The 17,073-nt window shown below is 74.0% G+C and carries 17 protein-coding genes; 10 read left to right on the top strand and 7 right to left on the bottom strand.

What is annotated here, in order from left to right:
• Nucleotides 1-92 precede the first annotated feature (92 nt).
• The 5 genes from OO47_RS07685 to OO47_RS07705 all read left to right on the top strand — a co-directional run bounded on the left by OO47_RS07685 (nucleotide 93) and on the right by OO47_RS07705 (nucleotide 5,213).
• Complete coding sequence (locus OO47_RS07685) at nucleotides 93-536, top strand: hypothetical protein (protein ID WP_030208606.1); 444 nt, start codon at nucleotides 93-95, stop codon at nucleotides 534-536.
• A 282-nt stretch (nucleotides 537-818) separates the two neighbouring features.
• Entirely contained in the window at nucleotides 819-2,405 is a 1,587-nt protein-coding gene (locus OO47_RS07690; RefSeq protein WP_030208609.1) for an AMP-binding protein, read from the top strand.
• Nucleotides 2,402-3,127 (top strand): enoyl-CoA hydratase family protein, encoded by a 726-nt coding sequence (locus tag OO47_RS07695; RefSeq protein WP_030208611.1) that lies wholly within the window; start codon nucleotides 2,402-2,404, stop codon nucleotides 3,125-3,127. The genes OO47_RS07690 and OO47_RS07695 overlap by 4 nt, the downstream gene beginning before the upstream one ends.
• Nucleotides 3,115-3,693, top strand: coding sequence for a TetR/AcrR family transcriptional regulator (locus tag OO47_RS07700; RefSeq protein WP_030208613.1), 579 nt, complete (start codon nucleotides 3,115-3,117; stop codon nucleotides 3,691-3,693). Before OO47_RS07695 ends, OO47_RS07700 begins: the two co-directional genes overlap by 13 nt.
• Before the next feature lie 476 nt (nucleotides 3,694-4,169).
• Nucleotides 4,170-5,213 carry an isopenicillin N synthase family dioxygenase gene (locus OO47_RS07705; protein ID WP_033208392.1) on the top strand — a complete coding sequence of 348 codons (1,044 nt, stop codon included), beginning with the start codon at nucleotides 4,170-4,172 and terminating at the stop codon, nucleotides 5,211-5,213.
• Here the strand turns inward: OO47_RS07705 and OO47_RS07710 are convergent.
• Entirely contained in the window at nucleotides 5,192-6,292 is a 1,101-nt protein-coding gene (locus OO47_RS07710; protein WP_030208616.1) for a citrate synthase 2, read from the bottom strand. The two genes, OO47_RS07705 and OO47_RS07710, sit on opposite strands and share 22 nt — an antisense overlap.
• 89 nt (nucleotides 6,293-6,381) lie before the next feature.
• Between OO47_RS07710 and pdxH the strand changes: the two genes are divergently transcribed.
• A complete protein-coding gene (gene pdxH, locus OO47_RS07715) occupies nucleotides 6,382-7,197 on the top strand; it encodes a pyridoxamine 5'-phosphate oxidase (protein WP_078489524.1) in 816 nt (271 codons plus the stop codon).
• A gap of 324 nt (nucleotides 7,198-7,521) precedes the next feature.
• On the opposite strand, the gene OO47_RS07720 is transcribed toward pdxH, so the two are convergent.
• Complete coding sequence (locus OO47_RS07720) at nucleotides 7,522-8,256, bottom strand: ABC transporter permease (RefSeq protein WP_407696287.1); 735 nt, start codon at nucleotides 8,254-8,256, stop codon at nucleotides 7,522-7,524.
• A 2-nt stretch (nucleotides 8,257-8,258) separates the two neighbouring features.
• Entirely contained in the window at nucleotides 8,259-9,212 is a 954-nt protein-coding gene (locus tag OO47_RS07725; RefSeq protein ID WP_030208620.1) for an ATP-binding cassette domain-containing protein, read from the bottom strand.
• Nucleotides 9,213-9,319: 107 nt separating this feature from the next.
• Here OO47_RS07725 and OO47_RS07730 point away from each other — a divergent pair, with 107 nt between their 5' ends.
• The 3 genes from OO47_RS07730 to OO47_RS07740 all read left to right on the top strand — a co-directional run bounded on the left by OO47_RS07730 (nucleotide 9,320) and on the right by OO47_RS07740 (nucleotide 13,077).
• Nucleotides 9,320-10,822 carry a sensor histidine kinase gene (locus tag OO47_RS07730; RefSeq protein WP_106969358.1) on the top strand — a complete coding sequence of 501 codons (1,503 nt, stop codon included), beginning with the start codon at nucleotides 9,320-9,322 and terminating at the stop codon, nucleotides 10,820-10,822.
• An 89-nt stretch (nucleotides 10,823-10,911) separates the two neighbouring features.
• On the top strand, nucleotides 10,912-11,574 hold the full coding sequence (locus OO47_RS07735; RefSeq protein ID WP_030208622.1) for a response regulator: 663 nt from the start codon (nucleotides 10,912-10,914) through the stop codon (nucleotides 11,572-11,574).
• Between the two features lie 159 nt (nucleotides 11,575-11,733).
• Nucleotides 11,734-13,077: a PAS domain-containing protein gene (locus tag OO47_RS07740; protein WP_030208629.1), complete on the top strand. Its 1,344-nt coding sequence runs from the start codon at nucleotides 11,734-11,736 to the stop codon at nucleotides 13,075-13,077.
• 32 nt (nucleotides 13,078-13,109) lie between these two features.
• Here the strand turns inward: OO47_RS07740 and OO47_RS07745 are convergent, their stop codons facing one another.
• From OO47_RS07745 to OO47_RS07755, 3 genes are read right to left on the bottom strand one after another with little or no spacing between them, the layout of a single operon-like run.
• The gene (locus OO47_RS07745) at nucleotides 13,110-13,898 is read right to left on the bottom strand and encodes an ABC transporter permease (RefSeq protein ID WP_030208633.1); all 789 of its coding nucleotides are present in this window, start codon (nucleotides 13,896-13,898) and stop codon (nucleotides 13,110-13,112) included.
• On the bottom strand, nucleotides 13,895-14,860 hold the full coding sequence (locus OO47_RS07750) for an ATP-binding cassette domain-containing protein (protein ID WP_030208636.1): 966 nt from the start codon (nucleotides 14,858-14,860) through the stop codon (nucleotides 13,895-13,897). Before OO47_RS07750 ends, OO47_RS07745 begins: the two co-directional genes overlap by 4 nt.
• A gap of 43 nt (nucleotides 14,861-14,903) precedes the next feature.
• Entirely contained in the window at nucleotides 14,904-15,566 is a 663-nt protein-coding gene (locus OO47_RS07755; protein WP_030208639.1) for a DUF4097 family beta strand repeat-containing protein, read from the bottom strand.
• Between the two features lie 241 nt (nucleotides 15,567-15,807).
• Here OO47_RS07755 and OO47_RS07760 point away from each other — a divergent pair, with 241 nt between their 5' ends.
• Entirely contained in the window at nucleotides 15,808-16,554 is a 747-nt protein-coding gene (locus OO47_RS07760) for a helix-turn-helix domain-containing protein (protein WP_030208642.1), read from the top strand.
• 111 nt (nucleotides 16,555-16,665) lie between these two features.
• On the opposite strand, the gene OO47_RS07765 is transcribed toward OO47_RS07760, so the two are convergent.
• Nucleotides 16,666-17,016, bottom strand: a complete 351-nt coding sequence (locus OO47_RS07765) for a winged helix-turn-helix transcriptional regulator (RefSeq protein WP_030208653.1) — start codon at nucleotides 17,014-17,016, stop codon at nucleotides 16,666-16,668.
• Nucleotides 17,017-17,073: the final 57 nt, after the last annotated feature.

Genomic DNA, 17,073 nt, shown 5'->3' on the forward strand with positions numbered 1-17,073 from the left:
GGCTGCGGCGACAACTGACCCTGGAGAACGGCGAGTCGCGGGCCCCGCTCTGGCAGGATCGGAGCGGGGTTCCGCACGCGAGGAGAGGCGCCATGGCACGCGAAATCAGCGGTACAGGCAGGGTGACGGTGTTTCCCCTGCTCCATCTGTGGCCGGACATCTACGGTGTCGCGGCGTACGCGACCACCGGACGTTTCGGCGTGACTGCCGCCGTGGGATACATTCCGATTCCCGAAGTCCCCGACATGAGCCTCCTCGACGTCGGCGCACGGCACAGTAGTGCCAGCGCGGACCGGGCGGCCCACGCCGAATGGGTCCTGTGCACTGCCTGGAGCGCTCGCACCGTCGCAAAACCGGGATCGTGGGACCTTCCGTCGGCCGAATGGTCCCTTGAATGGGACGCGCGTGCCGAACCGAAGGGGAACGGAGGCAACATGTACGGACACGGCGAGCTGTATGTCGGCCGCTTCGCCCTCACCGACGAGGTACTGATGAAGCAGGCCAGGGAGTTGCTTCCCCAGCTCGCGCGACGGTAGTCCTCTCGGGCGCGCCGAAATCGCCCCTCCGACGCCCGCGTGGTGCGGGACGGACGCACGCGGACCTCCGGTCCGCCTTCTCCCAGGGACAAGGATTCATTCTGTTACGGCCCCGCGCTTCGGTGCGGGGCCGTACCGGTTTCCTCGTGAACCCCGCACGGCACCGCCCCAAAACCATGCATGCGTGCTTGATTGTTCTACGGGGTACTGACAGGGTCTCCCCAAGTCGCCGCCCCACCCGCGATCCTGGCGCTCACCTTCCACCTCTCCAGGGGGTCACACATGGTGTTCCACAGCGCGTACGAGGACGTTCCGGCCGTCTCGCTCCCCATCCACGACGCGGTCCTCGGCCGCGCCGCCGAGTACGGCGACACCCCGGCCCTCGTCGACGGCTCCGGCGCGGAGGGTGCGCTCACCCTCACGTACGCCCAGGTCGACGCCTTCCACCGGCTCGTCGCCGCCGGGCTCGCCGGGGCCGGTGTCCGCAAGGGCGACGTGCTCGCCCTGCACAGCCCCAACACCGTGCTCTTCCCCGTCGCCTTCTACGCCGCCACCCGCGCCGGCGCGGCCGTCACCACCGTCCACCCGCTCGCCACCCCCGAGGAGTTCGCCAAGCAGCTCCGCGACTCCTCCGCCCGCTGGATCGTCACCGTCTCGCCCCTGCTGCCCGCCGCCCGCGCGGCGGCCGAACTCGCGGGCGGGATCGAGGAGATTTTCCTCTGCGACCAGCCCCCGGCGGGGGAGACCGTCCGCTCGCTCCAGGCCTTCCTCGGCTCCACCGGGCCCGTCCCCGAGATCGAGGTCGATCCGGACGAGGACGTCGCCGCCCTGCCGTATTCGTCCGGCACCACCGGGGTACCCAAGGGCGTGATGCTCACGCACACCTCGATCGCGACGAACCTGGCCCAGCTGGAGCCGTTCATCCCCATGGGCCCGGGCGACCGCATCCTCGCCGTCCTGCCCTTCTTCCACATCTACGGGCTCACCGCCCTCATGAACGCCCCCCTCCGCCAGGGCGCCACCGTCGTCGTCCAGCCCCGCTTCGAGCTCGACGCCTTCCTGAGCGCCGTCCAGGAGCACCGCATCAACGGCCTGTACGTCGCCCCGCCGATCGTCCTCGCCCTCGCCAAGCACCCGGCCGTCGCGAACTACGACCTGTCCTCCCTGGAGTACGTCGTCAGCGCCGCCGCCCCCCTCGACGCCGCCCTCGCCGAGGCCTGCTCGAAGCGGCTCGGGCTCCCGCCGGTCCGGCAGGCGTACGGCATGACCGAGCTGTCCCCGGGCACCCACGTCGTCCCCCTCGACGCCGAGACGCCCCCGCCCGGCACCGTCGGCAGGCTCCTGCCCTCCACCGAGATGCGGATCCTCTCCCTGGACGACCCCGCGAAGGACGCCGCGCCCGGCGAGGAGGGCGAGATCGCCATCCGGGGACCCCAGGTCATGAAGGGCTACCTGGGCCGCCCCGACGCCACCGCCGCCATGATCGACGCCGAGGGCTGGGTCCACACCGGGGACGTCGGGCGCGTCGACGGCGACGGCTGGCTCTTCGTGGTCGACCGCGTCAAGGAGCTCATCAAGTACAAGGGCTTCCAGGTCGCCCCCGCCGAGCTGGAGGCGCTGCTCCTCACCCACGAGGGCATCGCCGACGCCGCCGTCATCGGCGTCACCGGCGACGACGGCACCGAGATCCCCAAGGCCTTCGTCGTCCGCCAGCCCTCCGCGCCCGGCCTCACCGCCGAGGAGGTCGTCGCGCACGTCGCCGCGCGCGTCTCCCCGTACAAGAAGGTCCGCGCCGTGGAGTTCGTCGACACCGTCCCCCGGGCCGCGTCCGGGAAGATCCTCCGAAGGGAACTGAGGCAGCGCTCATGACCGCACTCGTCACCACGTCCGAGGAACGGGGCATCACCACCCTCACCCTGAACTCCCCCGCCACCCGCAACGCCCTCTCCGCCGCCCTCGTCGGCGAGCTCGCCGACGCGCTCGCCGCCTGTGGCAAGGACCCGGGCGTACGGGCCGTGGTCCTCGACCACACCGGCACCACCTTCAGCGCGGGCGCCGACCTGAAGGCGCCCCCGAGCCCGTACGACTTCGTGGCCCTGCTCCGGCGGATCGTGGAGCTGCCGAAGCCGGTCGTCGGCCGGGTCACGGGGCACGCGCGCGCGGGAGGCCTCGGGCTGCTCGGGGCGTGCGACGTGGTGGTGGCGGGGGAGGGCGCGGACTTCGCCCTCACGGAGGTACGGATCGGGGTCGCGCCCTCCGTCATCTCCCTGACCCTCCTGCCGAGGCTGGAGCCGCGCGCGGCGGCCCGCTACTACCTGACGGGCGAGCGGTTCGGGGTGCCGGAGGCGATCGCCATGGGCCTGGTCACGGCCGGGGACGACGCCCTCGACGGCATCCTCGACGCCCTGCGCGCCGCGTCGCCGCAGGGCCTGCGGGAATCGAAACGGCTGGTCACCGCTAGAGTCCTGGAGACCTTCGAACGCGACGCGGAGGACCTGGTGCAGAGGTCGGCCACGCTCTTCGCCTCCGCCGAGGCGCGCGAGGGGATGACGGCCTTCCTCGAACGACGGGACCCCGCATGGCGGCTGTGACCGCACCCAAGCAGGACAGGAGCCGCGCCACCCGGCAGCGGCTCCTGGAGGCCGCCGTGTCCTGCCTGGCCGAACACGGCTGGGCGGGCTCGACGGTCTCCGCGGTGGCGGAGCGGGCCGGCGTCTCCCGGGGCGCCGCCCAGCACCACTTCCCCACCCGCGAGGACCTCTTCACCGCCGCCGTCGAGTACGTGGCCGAGGAACGCTCCCAGGCGCTGCGGGCCCTGCCCTCCGACGACCGGGAGGCGGCCGTCGCCGCCCTCGTGGACCTCTACACCGGCCCCCTCTTCCGGGCCGCCCTCCACCTCTGGGTCGCCGCCACCGGCGAGGACCAGCTGCGCGCCCGCGTCACCGAGCTGGAGGCCCGCGTCGGCCGCGAGTCCCACCGCATCGCCGTCGAGGTCCTCGGCGCCGACGAGACCCGCCCCGGCGTCCGCGAGACCGTCCAGGGCCTCCTCGACATGGCCCGCGGCCTCGGCCTCGCCACCCTCCTCACCGACGACCGCACCCGCCGCGAACGGGTGGTGTCCCAGTGGGCGCGGCTGGTGAACGAGGCGCTGAGGTAGCGACACGCTCCGGGACCGGAGCGGCGGCACGCTCCCGACCGGGAAGAGCGCCCCGGCCCGGAAGGACGCCCCCGGCCCGGAACGAGAAGACCGTCCCGTTCCGTGACCCGCGCCACACCCCTCCCGGCCCCCTCGCAGTACCCTGTCCGCATGCCTCCGCTCGTACGCCGTCGCCACGTGGACTTCGTCCGCGTCACGAGCATGAGCTGTCGACGCTCCGTCTGACCCCCACGGCCTTCCGGACCACCGGCCTCCCGCGCCGCGAGGCTCCCCGAGCCCCCGGCCCCCAAGCCGCCCGGCCCTCCGGCCACCCGGCCTCCCGGGTCCTCCGGACCCGCCCGGCCCCCCAGACCTTCCGGGGTACCACTCCACCCACCCCTCCGGGTCCGTCACCGAGCCCCAGCAGACCGGCACCCGTGGCACCCGCCCCACCCCCGGCGGCCGCCCCGGGCACCCGTAGACCCCGCGGACACCTCATGACCAGCAGCTCGTACTCCTCGCAGCTCCCCATCGTGGACCTCTCCGCCGCCGACCGCGGCCCGCAGGCCCGGAGGCTGCTCCACGCCCAGCTCCACTCGGCCGCCCACGACGTGGGCTTCTTCCAGCTCGTCGGGCACGGGGTGACCGAGGCCGAGACCCGGGCCCTCACCTCCGCGATGCGCGCCTTCTTCGCGCTGCCCGAGGCCGACCGGCTGGCCCTCGACAACATCAACTCGCCGCACTTCCGTGGCTACACCCGCATCGGCGACGAGCGGACCCAGGGCGCCCGGGACTGGCGCGACCAGCTGGACATCGGCGCCGAGCGCCCCGCGCACGCCCCCGCGCCCTGGGAGGCCCCGTACTGGTGGCTCGAAGGCCCCAACCAGTGGCCCGAGGCCCTGCCCGAGCTGCGCACCGCCGCCCTGCACTGGATCGACCGCCTCAGCGGCGTCGCCGCGCGCCTGCTGCACGAGCTGCTCGCCTCCATCGGCGCGCCCGAGGACTTCTACGACGACGCCTTCGGCCCGCACGCCCACCCGCAGCTCAAGCTGGTCCGCTACCCGGGCAGCAGCGGCGAGGGCGACGACCAGGGCGTGGGCGCCCACAAGGACTACGGCTTCCTGACCCTGCTGCTCCAGGACCAGGTGGGCGGGCTCCAGGTCCAGAGGGAGGACGGGAACTTCCACGACGTGCCGCCGCTGCCGGGCGCCTTCGTCGTCAACCTGGGCGAGCTCCTCGAAGTGGCCACCAACGGCTACCTGCTCGCCACCAACCACCGGGTGGTCTCCCCGCCCGGCGCGACGGAACGGTTCTCCGTACCGTTCTTCTACAACCCGCGGCTCGACGCCCGGATCGCCCCGCTGGACTTCCCGCACGCCTCCACGGCCCCGGGCGTCACCACGGACCCGTCGAACCCGCTGTTCGCGGAGTACGGGCGCAACGCCCTGAAGGGGAAGCTCCGCGCCCACCCGTCGGTGGCGGCCCGCCACCACGCGGAGCTCCTGCTGCACCCCGAGGGTCAGCCGGCGATGTCGGCGTAGCCCTCGATGTCGCGCGGGTCCCGGCGGCCGGGGCCCGTGTAGCGGGCCGAGGGGCGGACCAGGCGGCCGGTGCGCTTCTGCTCCAGGATGTGCGCCGACCAGCCGGCCGTGCGGGCGCAGGAGAACATCGAGGTGAACATGTGCGCCGGGACCTCGGCGAAGTCCAGGACGATGGCCGCCCAGAACTCCACGTTCGTCGCCAGGACGCGGTCGGGGCGCCGGTTGTGCAGCTCCTCCAGGGCGGCCTTCTCCAGCGCCTCCGCGACCTCGAAGCGCGGCGCGGCCAGCTCCTTGGCCGTACGGCGGAGCACGCGCGCGCGGGGGTCCTCGGCGCGGTAGACGCGGTGGCCGAAGCCCATCAGGCGCTCGCCCTTGTCGAGGGCCTGCTTGACGTACGCGGTGGCGTCGCCGGTCCGCTCGATCTCCTCGATCATGCCGAGGACGCGGGAGGGCGCGCCGCCGTGCAGCGGGCCGGACATGGCGCCGACGGCGCCGGAGAGGGCGGCGGCCACGTCGGCGCCGGTGGAGGCGATGACGCGGGCGGTGAACGTGGAGGCGTTCATGCCGTGCTCGGCGGCCGAGGTCCAGTACGCGTCGACGGCCTTGACGTGCTTCGGGTCGGGCTCGCCGCGCCAGCGGATCATGAACCGCTCGACGATCGACTGCGCCTTGTCGATCTCGCTCTGCGGGACCATCGGCAGGCCCTGGCCGCGCGCGGACTGCGCGACGTACGAGAGGGCCATGACGGCGGCGCGGGCGAGGTCGTCGCGGGCCTGCTCGGGCGAGATGTCCAGGAGCGGTTTGAGGCCCCAGACGGGCGCGAGCATCGCGAGCGCGGACTGCACGTCGACGCGGATGTCACCGGAGTGGACGGGGATCGGGAACGGCTCGGCGGCCGGCAGGCCGGGGTTGAAGGCGCCGTCGACCAGCAGGCCCCAGACGTTGCCGAACGAGACGTGGCCGACGAGGTCCTCGATGTCGACGCCGCGGTAGCGGAGGGCGCCGCCCTCCTTGTCGGGTTCGGCGATCTCCGTCTCGAACGCGACGACTCCCTCAAGCCCGGGTACGAAATCGGACATCAGGCGGCTCCTCTATCGATGATCGATCAACGGGGTTGGTCGATGGCGGGAATCAACAGTCATCCAGCCGAAGAGTCTGTACGGTTCCGATGATGCGGGGAAGCGTGACATCCGGCACACTCCGCCGATCCGGCGGGAGAGGGTTAGCCGCCTCCGGTGCCGGGCAGACTGGCCCGCTGCCGCAGAATGGCCCCGTGACCGATCCCGTGAACGATTCCGCGAGCGACGATTCCACGCACGGCCCGGGGTCCGAAGAGGCCCCCGACCCCGCCGGCATGCGCGAGCAGTACCGGACCACGGAGCTGACCCCGGCCGACCTCGCCCCCGAGCCGGTCGCGCAGTTCACCCGCTGGTTCAAGGAGGCCGCGGGGGACCCGGCGATCCACGAGCCGAACGCGATGGTCGTCTCCACCGCCACCCCCGACGGCCGCCCGTCCTCCCGGACGGTCCTGCTCAAGCACTACGACGCGGCCGGCTTCGTCTTCTTCACCAACTACGACTCCCGCAAGGGCCGGGAGCTGGCGGCCAACCCGTACGCCTCGCTGCTCTTCCCCTGGCACCCGGCGGCCCGCCAGGTCGTCGTCACGGGCCGGGCCGAGCGCGTCGGACGCGAGGAGACGGCGGCGTACTTCCGCACCCGCCCGCACGGTTCCCGGCTCGGTGCCTGGGCCAGCCCCCAGTCCTCGGTGATCGCCTCCCGCGAGGAACTGCTCGCCCGCTACGACGACCTGGCCGCCCGCCACCCCGAGGGCACCGGGGTCCCGGTCCCCCCGCACTGGGGCGGCTTCCGGGTCGTCCCGGACGCGGTCGAGTTCTGGCAGGGCCACGAGAACCGCCTCCACGACCGCCTGCGCTACGTCCGCGAGGACGGCGACACCTGGCGCGTGGAGCGCCTGGCCCCGTAAGGGCCCCGGAAACTCCGCGGGGGCCCGTACACGCAGACGACCCGTGAGCCTTGGTCCCGTCCGCCCAGGCGCCTGGGTCGGACGGGAGCCGGCCGGACTTACCGGCGGCTCACGGGTCGGGTGACTGCGTTGGTCTTCGGCAGACTGGCCTGCCGAGGTGCACAGAGTGCGACGGCAGGCCTCAGCCCGCAGTCACCTCGCTGGTCCGGTAAGAAATCACTTCCGGATCACCTCCTTTCATGCGTGGTTCCACCGTACGAACTCCGCCCGGGACGCTCAACCGATTTATTCGGCGGTTTTTCCGACCCCCCGACCGGCGCCCCCTCAGGCGTCCCGGCGGCGCATCGCCCACCACCCCGCGAGGAGCGCCGCCGCCGTCCACAGCGCCGCCACCCCGAGGCCCGCCCAGGGGCCGACCTGCCCGACCGGGTCCTGGTGGAGGATCTGCCGCCCGGCGCGGTCCGGCAGGTAGTCGGCGGCGCCCGCCGCCACGTCCCCGATCACGAACGGCAGCATCAGCAGCGCCGGGGTCAGGATGCTCAGCGTCGCGACCGCGCTGCGCAGCAGGAACGTCAGCCCGAAGGCGAGCAGGGCCATCAGGGCGAGGTACATCCCGGCGCCGAAGCAGCCCCGCAGCGCCCCCGGCTCCCCGATGCCGATGGCGTACTCGCCCGCGAACGCCTGCCCAGCGAAGAAGGTGGTGAACGAGGTCACCAGACCCACGACGAGGGCCGCGCCCCCGGTGACCGCCGCCTTGGCCGCGTAGAGCAGCCCCCGGCGCGGCACGGCGGCCAGCGAGTTGCGCAGCGCGCCATTCAGGTACTCGGACGACACGGCGGTCGCGCCGAAGGAGATCGCGGCGAGCTGCGCGTAGTTGGTCTGGAAGAGGGCGCGGAAGACGGGGTCCCCGGCGCCGTCCGGCTCCGGGCCGCCCACGCTGACGTACAGGGCCAGGTTGAGGGCGAGGGCGACGACGAAGACCGCGAGGAGCGATCCGGAACTGGCCCGCACGGAGCTGATCTTGATCCACTCGGAGCGGACGACTGCGGTGAACGGCACGGTCAGGCCTCCAGGGACGCGGAGCGGGGGCGGGGAGCGGCGGCGTGTTCCGCCTCCTCCGAGGTGAGCGCGAGATAGGCCTGCTCCAGGGAGGCGCGCTCGTCGGCCAGCTCGAAGACGGGGATGCCCTCGCGGGCCGTGACGGCCCCGATCTCCTCGGCCGAGGCGCCCTCGACCACCCACCGGCCGGCCTCGTCGGCGCCCTCCCCGACCACCCACCCCTCGGCCAGGAGCGTGGCCCGCAGGCGTACGGGATCGCCGGTGCGCACCCGTACGCGCGCGTGGCTGTGGGCGTCGATGAACTCCCGCATCGGCACGTCCGCGAGGAGCCGGCCCCGGCCGAGGACGACGAGGTGGTCGGCGAAGAGGGCCGTCTCGTTCATCAGGTGGCTGGAGACGAAGACCGTACGGCCTTCGGCGGCGAGCCCGCGCAGCAGCTCGCGGATCCACACGATGCCCTCGGGGTCGAGGCCGTTCGCCGGCTCGTCCAGCAGGAGCACGGCCGGGTCGCCGAGCAGCGCGGCGGCGATGCCGAGCCGCTGGCGCATGCCGAGCGAGAAGGTGCGGACCCGGCGGCGGGCGGCGCCCGCGAGACCGGTCCCGGCCAGGACCTCGTCCACGCGCCGGTCCGGGATGCGGTGGGAGGCGGCGAGGGCCCGCAGGTGGTTCCGGGCGGTCCGGGAGCCGTGGGCCGCCTGCGCGTCGAGGAGGGCGCCGACGGTACGGAGCGGCTCGGCCAGCGCCGTGTACGGGCGGCCGCCGACGGTGGCGGTGCCCGAGCTCGGCCGGTCGAGGCCGAGGACGAGCCGCATGGTGGTGGACTTCCCGGCCCCGTTCGGGCCGAGGAAGCCGGTCACGCGGCCCGGTTCGACGGAGAAGGTCAGCCCGTCGACGGCCCGCTTCGGCGGCCTGCCGGCGTACTCCTTCGTGAGGTTCCTGACGTCGATGCTGGTCATGGCACGATCCTCGGCGCCCGCCGCCCCCGGGCCATCCCCCGCCCGGGGAGGCCGTCTCCCCCGCACGGGGGAGCCGCGGGCGCGGGGCGCCCTGCCAGGATGGCGGGATGCCCGGACCCTTCCGCCGGCCGACGCGCCCCGCTCCGCGCGCCCCTCGCCGCCGCCCACTCGCCCGAGCGACCACCGGCCGCGCCGACCGGCTCCACCCGCTCGCGAGCGCGGTCCCGCACGGCGCCCGCCGGTTCCGGCCGTCCACCCGCGCGGCCACCCACCGCGCCGGCCGGTTCCCGCTGCTCGCGAGCACCGCCGCGCAGCACGCCCGCCGGTTCCTGCTGCTCGCGAGCGCGGCCACCCACCGCGCCCGCCGTGTTCGTCCGCCGGCGAGCGCCATCGCCCGCCGCGCCCGCCGCCTCCGGCCGCTCGCCCGGGCCGTCACGTACACCCGCTGGCTCCATCTCCTCGTGGGCGCGACCGTGCCGCTCGCCGCCGGACTGGTCTACCCCGGCCTCTCGCGCCCGTCCCCGGCGGACTGGCTGCTGGTGGCGGTGCTCCCGGTGCCGCTGGTCGCGGCCGTCGCCCTCGTGCCGTCGGCCCGCCGTGCCGAGGGCCTCCAGGCGCGCCTGATGCTCTTCCCGGGCAAGCACGCGCGCGCGTGGAGGACGCCGGAGGGCGCGGACGTCTCCGCGTCCCCGTCGGCCTCGTGGACGGACCGGGGCAGGACGGCCCTGTGGCTGGTGTTCCGGATGGAGGCGGGGCTCGCCGCCTGGCTGCTGTCGGTCGGACTGCCCCAGTACGCGCTGACGCTGGCCGGGGTGCACGTCGAGGAGCCGGTCGTGGCCGGCCTGACCCTGCCCTCCGGCGGGGACCGGTGGTCGGCGTTCCTGGCCCCGCTCCCGGTGCTCGTGCTCCTGGCGGTGGTCGTCGCGGGCGGCGCGCTGTCCGCACGGGTGGCCCGTACCCTCCTCGGCCCCTCGGTGAAGGAGCGCATGGCCGCCCTGGAGGGGCGCACCGAGCGGCTCCTCGAACGCAACCGGATCGCGCGGGAGCTGCACGACTCGCTCGGCCACGCCCTGACCCTGGCCGTGGTGCAGGCCGGGGCCGCGCGGGCCGCCGCCGACCCCGAGTTCACCGACCGGGCCCTGGAGGCGATCGAGGAGACGGGCCGGGCGGCCCTGGAGGACCTGGAGCGCGTCCTGCTCCTGCTGCGCGAGACGGGCCGCCCGGCGGCCGCGAGCCCCGGTCTGGACGAGGCGGCCCGGCTGCTCGACTCGGCGCGCTCCTCGGGCGCGCGGGTCGACGCCGAGGTCACCGGGCCGCTGGAGGAGGTGCCGGGCCCGGTCTCCCGCGAGGCGTACCGGATGCTCCAGGAGTGCCTCACCAACGTGCTGCGGCACGCGGGCCCGGTCCCGGTCGCCGCCCGCGTGGCGGTGGAGGGCGCCGTGCTCCGCCTGGAGGTCCGCAATCCGCTGGCCCCGGGGCGGGAGGAGCGCACCGGCTCGGGCAGCGGGCTGCGCGGGATACGCGAACGGGCCGCGCTCCTGGGCGGTTCGGCCCGGACGGGCCGGGACGGCGACGCGTGGCTGGTCCGCGTGGACCTGCCGCTGCGCTGACCGGAGCGGGCGTACCGCGCGGCCGGAGCGGGCCGGACGGGGAACCGGGATCGCCGTCCGCGCCCGTACGCCTGATCTACGCTGGCCGCATGCCGATCACCGTCCTCCTCGTCGACGACGAACCGCTGGTCCGGGCCGGTCTGCGCGCCGTCCTGGAGGCGCAGCCCGACATCGAGGTGGTGGGCGAGGCGGCCGACGGGGCCGCCGTCATCCCCCTCGTGCGCCAACGGCGTCCCGACGTCGTCGCGATGGACGTCCGCATGCCGCTGATGGACGGCATCGAGGCGACCCGCGCGGTCCTGCGCACGGTGCGCGAGCCGCCGAAGATCCTGGTCGTCACCACCTTCGAGAACGACGAGTACGTGTACGGGGCGCTGCGCGCGGGCGCCGACGGCTTCCTGCTCAAGCGGGCCCGCCCGGCGGAGATCGTGCACGCGGTGCGCCTGGTGGCGGAGGGCGACTCGCTCCTCTTCCCGGCGGCGGTACGGCAGTTGGCCGCCTCGTACGGGCGGGAGCGGAACGGGTCGGAGGCCCGGGAGGCGCTGGAACGGGCCGGCCTCACCGAGCGGGAGGCGGACGTGCTGCGGCTCGTGGCGCGCGGCCTGTCGAACGCGGAGATCGCCGCGCGCCTGGTGGTGGGCACGGAGACGGTGAAGTCCCACGTCAGCTCCGTCCTGGCGAAGCTCGGCGCCCGCGACCGCACCCAGGCGGTCATCGCCGCCTACGAGTCGGGCTTCGTCTCACCGGGCTGAGCCGGGCCCGTCGCCCGGCCCCGTCGCCCGGGCCCGTCGCCCGGGCTCTGAACCGTCCCGGAACCGTTCCGACCGGACGTACCGGCCACCGTTTTCCGCGAAGGTGATGTGCTCTGCGTCACGTTCCAGTTGAATGGTCCACAGCATGGGGGGTGTCGGGTGAGTGCTTTCGCGGAGTCCACGAGTGAGACCGCCGTTCCCGGGGCGGGGGCCGATCTGCTGGCCGCGCTGCTCGACGGGATGGACGCGGCGCTCTGCGCCTTCGACGCCGACGGGACGGTCACCCACTGGAACCGGGAGGCCGAGCGCATCCTCGGCTGGACCGCCGGGGAGGCCGTCGGGCGGCGCGGGTTCGAGGGGTGGGCGGCGCGGAGCGCGGACGCCGAGGAGACCCTGGGGCGCCTGATGGGGGCCATGAAGGGCCCCGGCCGGCAGGTCCACGAGTTCGTCCTGCTCCGCAAGGACGGCGGGCGGGTGCTCGTACGGAGCCAGGCGGCCGGGGTGCGCGGCGCGGACGGCGCGCCGGCCGGGGTGTACTGCGCGTTCAGCGAGGTCCACGTCCAGCTCGACCTGGAACGCTCGGTCGCCCTCAGCGAGGCCCTGTTCGACGACGCCTCCTGGGGCGTCGTCCTGGTCGACGCCGACCTGCGCCCCGCCATGGTCAACGCCCACGCGGCCCGGTCCTTCGGGGCCGGGCGCACCACCCTGCTGGGCCGCCCGCTCGGCGAGGTCGTCGTGCACGGGGCCGAGGAGCTGGAGGCCGCCTTCCAGCACGTCCTGGCGGAGGGCACCCCGCCCGCCCCCGCCGAGGTGTGGGTGACGCTGCGGACGGCCTCGGGGGAACGGCGCCGGTGCTGGCGCAGCGGCTTCCTGCGCCTGGGGTCCCCGATGACGGAGGCGGCGGTGCCGCTGGGGGTCGCCTGGCTGTTCCAGGACGTGACCGAGGAGCGGTTCGCGCTGCGGGAGGCGGACCGGCTGCGGTTCCGGTGGAGCCAGCTGCACCGGGCGGGCGCGGCGGCGGCCGAGTGCGAGGACCCGGCGGAGGCGGCGTCGGTCCTCCTGGAGTTCGCCCTGGCCGGGTTCGCGGACCACGCCCTGGTGGACCGGGTGGCGGGCGACCGGCGCCTGACGCGGGCCCTGGCCGTCCCGGCGTCCGTCCCCGGCCCGTCCTCGCCGCCCGTGGGCGGCGGCATCCCGCTGCGGTACGGGCCGAGGCACCCGGCGCTCCAGGCCTGGGACCGGACGGGCGCGGTCCGCGCGAGCGCGGGCCGTACGGCCGAGGTGTGGGCGGAGGCCCACCAGTGGCCCGGCGACGCGGCGCACGCCCTGTGCGCGGTGCTGCGCTCCCGGGGCCGGACCCTCGGCGTCCTCACCTTCCTGCGGGCCGCCTGCCGTCCGGCCTTCGAGCGCGAGGACGTGGTCTTCGCGGAGTCGGTGGCGACGGGGGTGGCGTCGTTCCTGGCGCTGGGGGACGGACACGGCGACGGGCCCCCGGCGTACTGACCGGGGGCCCGTGTGTGAGGTTTCCGCGCCCGTCACGCCGGGTCGCGCCGGAAGGCGGCCGTCGACCAGCGGTAGCCGAGCACGGTGAGGGCCAGTGACCAGGCGACGGCGAGCCAGCCGTTGTGGCCGATCTCGGTGCCGAGCAGCAGGCCGCGCAGGGTCTCGATGGCCGGGGTGAAGGGCTGGTACTCCGCGACGGGCCGGAACCAGCCGGGCATCGACTCCAGCGGCACGAAGGCGCTGGAGATCAGGGGGAGCAGGATCAGGGGGGTGGCGCTGTTGCTGGCGCCCTCGGCGTTGGGGCTGGCCATGCCCATGCCGACCGCGATCCAGGTGAGCGCGAGGGCGAAGAGCGCGATCAGGCCGAGGGCGGCCAGCCATTCCAGGACGGTGGCGTCGGTGGAGCGGAAGCCGATGGCGAGGCCGACGGCGCCGACGAGGAGGACGCTGGCGAGCGACTGCATCACGCTGCCGACCACGTGCCCGACGAGGACGGAGCCGCGGTGGATGGCCATGGTGCGGAAGCGGGCGATGATCCCCTCGTTCTTGTCCATGGCCACGGACACGGCGGCGCCGACGACGGTGGAGCCGATGGTCATGAGCAGGATGCCCGGGACGACGTAGGCGATGTAGGCGTCGCGGCCTCCGCCGCCGGCCAGGCCCGCGCTCATCGCGTCGCCGAAGACGTAGACGAACAGCAGCAGGAGCATCACCGGCGTGAGCAGCAGGTTCAGGGTGAGGGAGGGGTAGCGGCGGACGTGCAGGAGGTTGCGGCGCAGCATCGTGGACGAGTCGCGCACGGCGAGGGCGAAGGTGCTCATCGGACGGTCTCCTCGGTGGGGGAGGGCTGGGCGGGGACTCCGGCGGTGCCGGTGAGGGCGAAGAAGACGTCGTCGAGGTCCGGGGTGTGCACGGTCAGTTCGTCGGCCTCGACGCCGGCCGTGTCCAGTCGGTCCAGGACGGCGCGCAGGGCGCGCTGGCTCCCGTCGCCGGGCACGTGGAGCGTGAGCGCCTCGTCGTCCGGGGCGGCTCCGGGCAGGTGCGCGGCGGCGGAGCGGTAGGCGACGGGGTCGGAGAAGCGCAGCCGCACGTGTCCTCCGGGGACCATCCGCTTGAGCTCCTCGGCGGTGCCCTCGGCGGCGATCCTTCCGTCGTGCAGGACGGCGATGCGGTCGGCGAGCTGGTCGGCCTCCTCCAGGTACTGGGTGGTGAGGAAGACGGTGGTGCCGCCGGCGACCAGTTCGCGGACGATCCGCCACATGGTGTGCCGCGAGCGGGGGTCCAGGCCGGTGGTGGGCTCGTCGAGGAAGATGATCCGGGGGGCGCCGACCAGGGTCATGGCGATGTCCAGGCGGCGCTTCATGCCGCCGGAGTAGCCGGCGGCGGGCTTCTTCGCCGCCGCGACCAGGTCGAAGCGCTCCAGGAGTTCGGCGGTCACCCGGCGCCCCTCCCGCTTGGACAGGTGGTGCAGGTCGGCCATCAGGAGCATGTTCTCCTCGCCCGTGATCAGGCCGTCGACGGCGGAGAACTGTCCGGTGACGCCGATGGCGGCCCGTACCGCCTGCGGGGCGGTGGCCAGGTCGTGGCCGCCGACCCGCAGGTCACCGGCGTCGGCGGTGATGAGGGTGGAGAGGATCTTGACGGCGGTGGTCTTGCCGGCGCCGTTCGGGCCGAGCAGGGAGAAGACCGTTCCTTCGGGGACGGCGAGGTCGACGCCGTCGAGCACGACCTTGTCCCCGTAGGACTTGCGCAGCCCGGTCGCCGCGATGGCCAGGTCGGTCATGGTGATGCTCCTTGGGGAGTGGCGCGGGAAGGGGGGGGAGGGCTCAGAGGCTGCGGGCGGTGACGTCGCCCCGGGTGGTGGTCGCGTGGACGGCGAGCACGGCGGTGCCGTCGTTCTTCAGGTCGTTGACGACGCGGCCGAGGGTGGTGCCGGCGTCCAGGGAGGCGGACACCCCGGCGGCGGCGCCGACCGAGATGTCGCCGTCCTGGGTGCGGAGGACGACCTCGCCCCGTACGGCCTCGGTGATCCGGATCGAGCCCCGCGCCGTGCTGATCTCGGCGGGGCCGTTCAGCCGGCCCACCTCGACGTCGCCGTCGGTGGCGGTGAGGTGGACGGTCGCGGCCTCGTCGATCTCGATCCGCCGGTACGCACCGTCGAAGGAGACGTCGCCGAGCCGGCCCACGGCCCGGAACTCGGTGGCGGCCGCCTTCGCCTCGACGCGGGAGCCGGTGGGCACCCGGACCGTCACCTCGACGGACCCGGAGGGGCCGAAGTTCCCCTTCTTGGAGGGGACTTCGATCCGCAGGACGCCGTCGGCGTACGCGACGCCGGTCTGCTCGGCGGCCTTCACGTCGCGGCCCTTCGAGGCGTCCGCGGGGAGGACCTCGACCACGGTGTCGTCGCGGTCGGCGGCGATGATCCGGATCCGTCCGGCGGGGACGTCGAGGACGGCGGAGATCGGGGCGGGGGTGGCGAAGGTCTGCATGGCGGGTGCTCCTTGGTCCGCGCCGTCTCCGGCGCTTCCGTTGTTTCCGATGCAGGAAAAGCTACGTTGCGTTCGATGAGTTGGCAACAAGCTAGTTGCGTAGAAAGTGCATAACCGCAGTTCAAGTGGAGTAAATCGTTGCACTGGAGATGGATTTAACGCAACGTTGGGCGATGCTTGCATTGCAATGAGGTGAAGGTGAATGCTATGCTGGGAACCTCAGGGGACGAAGGAGGCCGTGATGCCGGGAGGCAGGCTCACTCAGCAGGACCGTCAGCAGATCGCACTGGGGCTGGCCGAAGGCCTCGCCTACGCGGAGATCGCCAGGGGCCTGGACCGTCCGACCTCGACGATCACGCGCGAGGTGATGCGCAACGGCGGTCCCGCCGGGTACCGCGCGGACCTCGCGCACCGCGCCACGGAGCAGCGCGCCCACCGGCGCAGGCCCGCCGCCCCGCCCCGGGGCCCCGCCGAGTCGGCCCCCCAGCCGCACGGACGCGACCCCGAGGCCGTGCGCGCGTACGAGGAGCTGTTCACCACCGTCATGATGCGGTCGGGCCTGCCCAAGATGATGTCCCGGGTGATGGTCGCGCTGCTCCTGACCGACGCCGGCAGCCTGACGGCGTCCGAACTCGCCCGGCACCTCCAGGTCAGCCCGGCGACCGTCTCCAAGTCGATCGCGTTCCTGGAGAGCCAGACCCTCATCCGCAGGGAGCGCGACGAGCGCCGCCGCGAGCGGTACGTCGTCGACGCCGACGTCTGGTACCAGTCGATGGCCGCCAGCGTCCGGTCCCTCGTCGACCAGGGCGAACTCGCCCGGCAGGGCGTCGGCGTCCTCGGCCCCGGCACTCCGGCCGGCGCCCGCCTGGAGAACGTCGCCCGCTTCCTCGACTTCGTCGCCGAGAGCCTCGCCCGCGCCGCCGAGCAGGCCCGCGAGGTCCTCTACACGGAGCCGGAGCCGGAGCCGACACCGGACGAGGGCGCCTGAGGGCCGCGTCCGGGGCAACGCCCTACACCCACTTTTTTGTGGGTACTTGTCGCTCCCCGGCGCCCCGGGAGAACCTGGTGCCGGGCCCGAGGAGAGGGGAGCGACAGGGCCTCAGGAAGCGGTCCGCGCCTCCGCGAGCCGGTCCAGGCGCCGGTGGCCCCAGTCCGACAGGGGGCCGAGCAGTTCGGACAGTTCGCGCCCGGGGCCCGTCAGCGAGTAGACGGTCTTCGGCGGCAGGACGTCGTGTGCCTCGCGGTGCACGAGGCCGTCCTCCGCCATCTCCCGCAGCGCCTGCGTCAGCACCTTCTCGCTGAGCCCGGGGAGCTTGCGGCGCAGTTCACCGGGCCGGTGCGGCCCGGACTCCAGCATCCACAGCAGCGCCGTCTTCCACTTGCCGTCGATCACGGAGATCGCCGCGGTGACACCGCAGACGTCCGTGTCCTGGCCCCGGCGGCTCGTCATGCGCGCCCCTCTCCTCGCTCGGTCACGTATTCACTTCATGACAAAGGAACCACAGCC

Source organism: Streptomyces bikiniensis (assembly GCF_000716625.1).
GTDB lineage: Bacteria > Actinomycetota > Actinomycetes > Streptomycetales > Streptomycetaceae > Streptomyces > Streptomyces bikiniensis.

Excerpts from the sequence above, each read along its gene's own strand:
- OO47_RS07700 (WP_030208613.1), top strand. The coding sequence starts at position 3,115 with ATGGCGGCTGTGACCGCACCCAAGCAGGACAGGAGCCGCGCCACCCGG.
- OO47_RS07745 (WP_030208633.1), bottom strand. The coding sequence starts at position 13,898 with ATGAGCACCTTCGCCCTCGCCGTGCGCGACTCGTCCACGATGCTGCGC.
- OO47_RS07695 (WP_030208611.1), top strand. The coding sequence starts at position 2,402 with ATGACCGCACTCGTCACCACGTCCGAGGAACGGGGCATCACCACCCTC.
- OO47_RS07755 (WP_030208639.1), bottom strand. The coding sequence starts at position 15,566 with ATGCAGACCTTCGCCACCCCCGCCCCGATCTCCGCCGTCCTCGACGTC.
- OO47_RS07750 (WP_030208636.1), bottom strand. The coding sequence starts at position 14,860 with ATGACCGACCTGGCCATCGCGGCGACCGGGCTGCGCAAGTCCTACGGG.
- OO47_RS07730 (WP_106969358.1), top strand. The coding sequence starts at position 9,320 with ATGCCCGGACCCTTCCGCCGGCCGACGCGCCCCGCTCCGCGCGCCCCT.
- OO47_RS07735 (WP_030208622.1), top strand. The coding sequence starts at position 10,912 with ATGCCGATCACCGTCCTCCTCGTCGACGACGAACCGCTGGTCCGGGCC.
- OO47_RS07725 (WP_030208620.1), bottom strand. The coding sequence starts at position 9,212 with ATGACCAGCATCGACGTCAGGAACCTCACGAAGGAGTACGCCGGCAGG.
- OO47_RS07710 (WP_030208616.1), bottom strand. The coding sequence starts at position 6,292 with ATGTCCGATTTCGTACCCGGGCTTGAGGGAGTCGTCGCGTTCGAGACG.
- pdxH (WP_078489524.1), top strand. The coding sequence starts at position 6,382 with ATGATGCGGGGAAGCGTGACATCCGGCACACTCCGCCGATCCGGCGGG.
- OO47_RS07760 (WP_030208642.1), top strand. The coding sequence starts at position 15,808 with ATGCCGGGAGGCAGGCTCACTCAGCAGGACCGTCAGCAGATCGCACTG.
- OO47_RS07765 (WP_030208653.1), bottom strand. The coding sequence starts at position 17,016 with ATGACGAGCCGCCGGGGCCAGGACACGGACGTCTGCGGTGTCACCGCG.
- OO47_RS07685 (WP_030208606.1), top strand. The coding sequence starts at position 93 with ATGGCACGCGAAATCAGCGGTACAGGCAGGGTGACGGTGTTTCCCCTG.
- OO47_RS07690 (WP_030208609.1), top strand. The coding sequence starts at position 819 with ATGGTGTTCCACAGCGCGTACGAGGACGTTCCGGCCGTCTCGCTCCCC.
- OO47_RS07705 (WP_033208392.1), top strand. The coding sequence starts at position 4,170 with ATGACCAGCAGCTCGTACTCCTCGCAGCTCCCCATCGTGGACCTCTCC.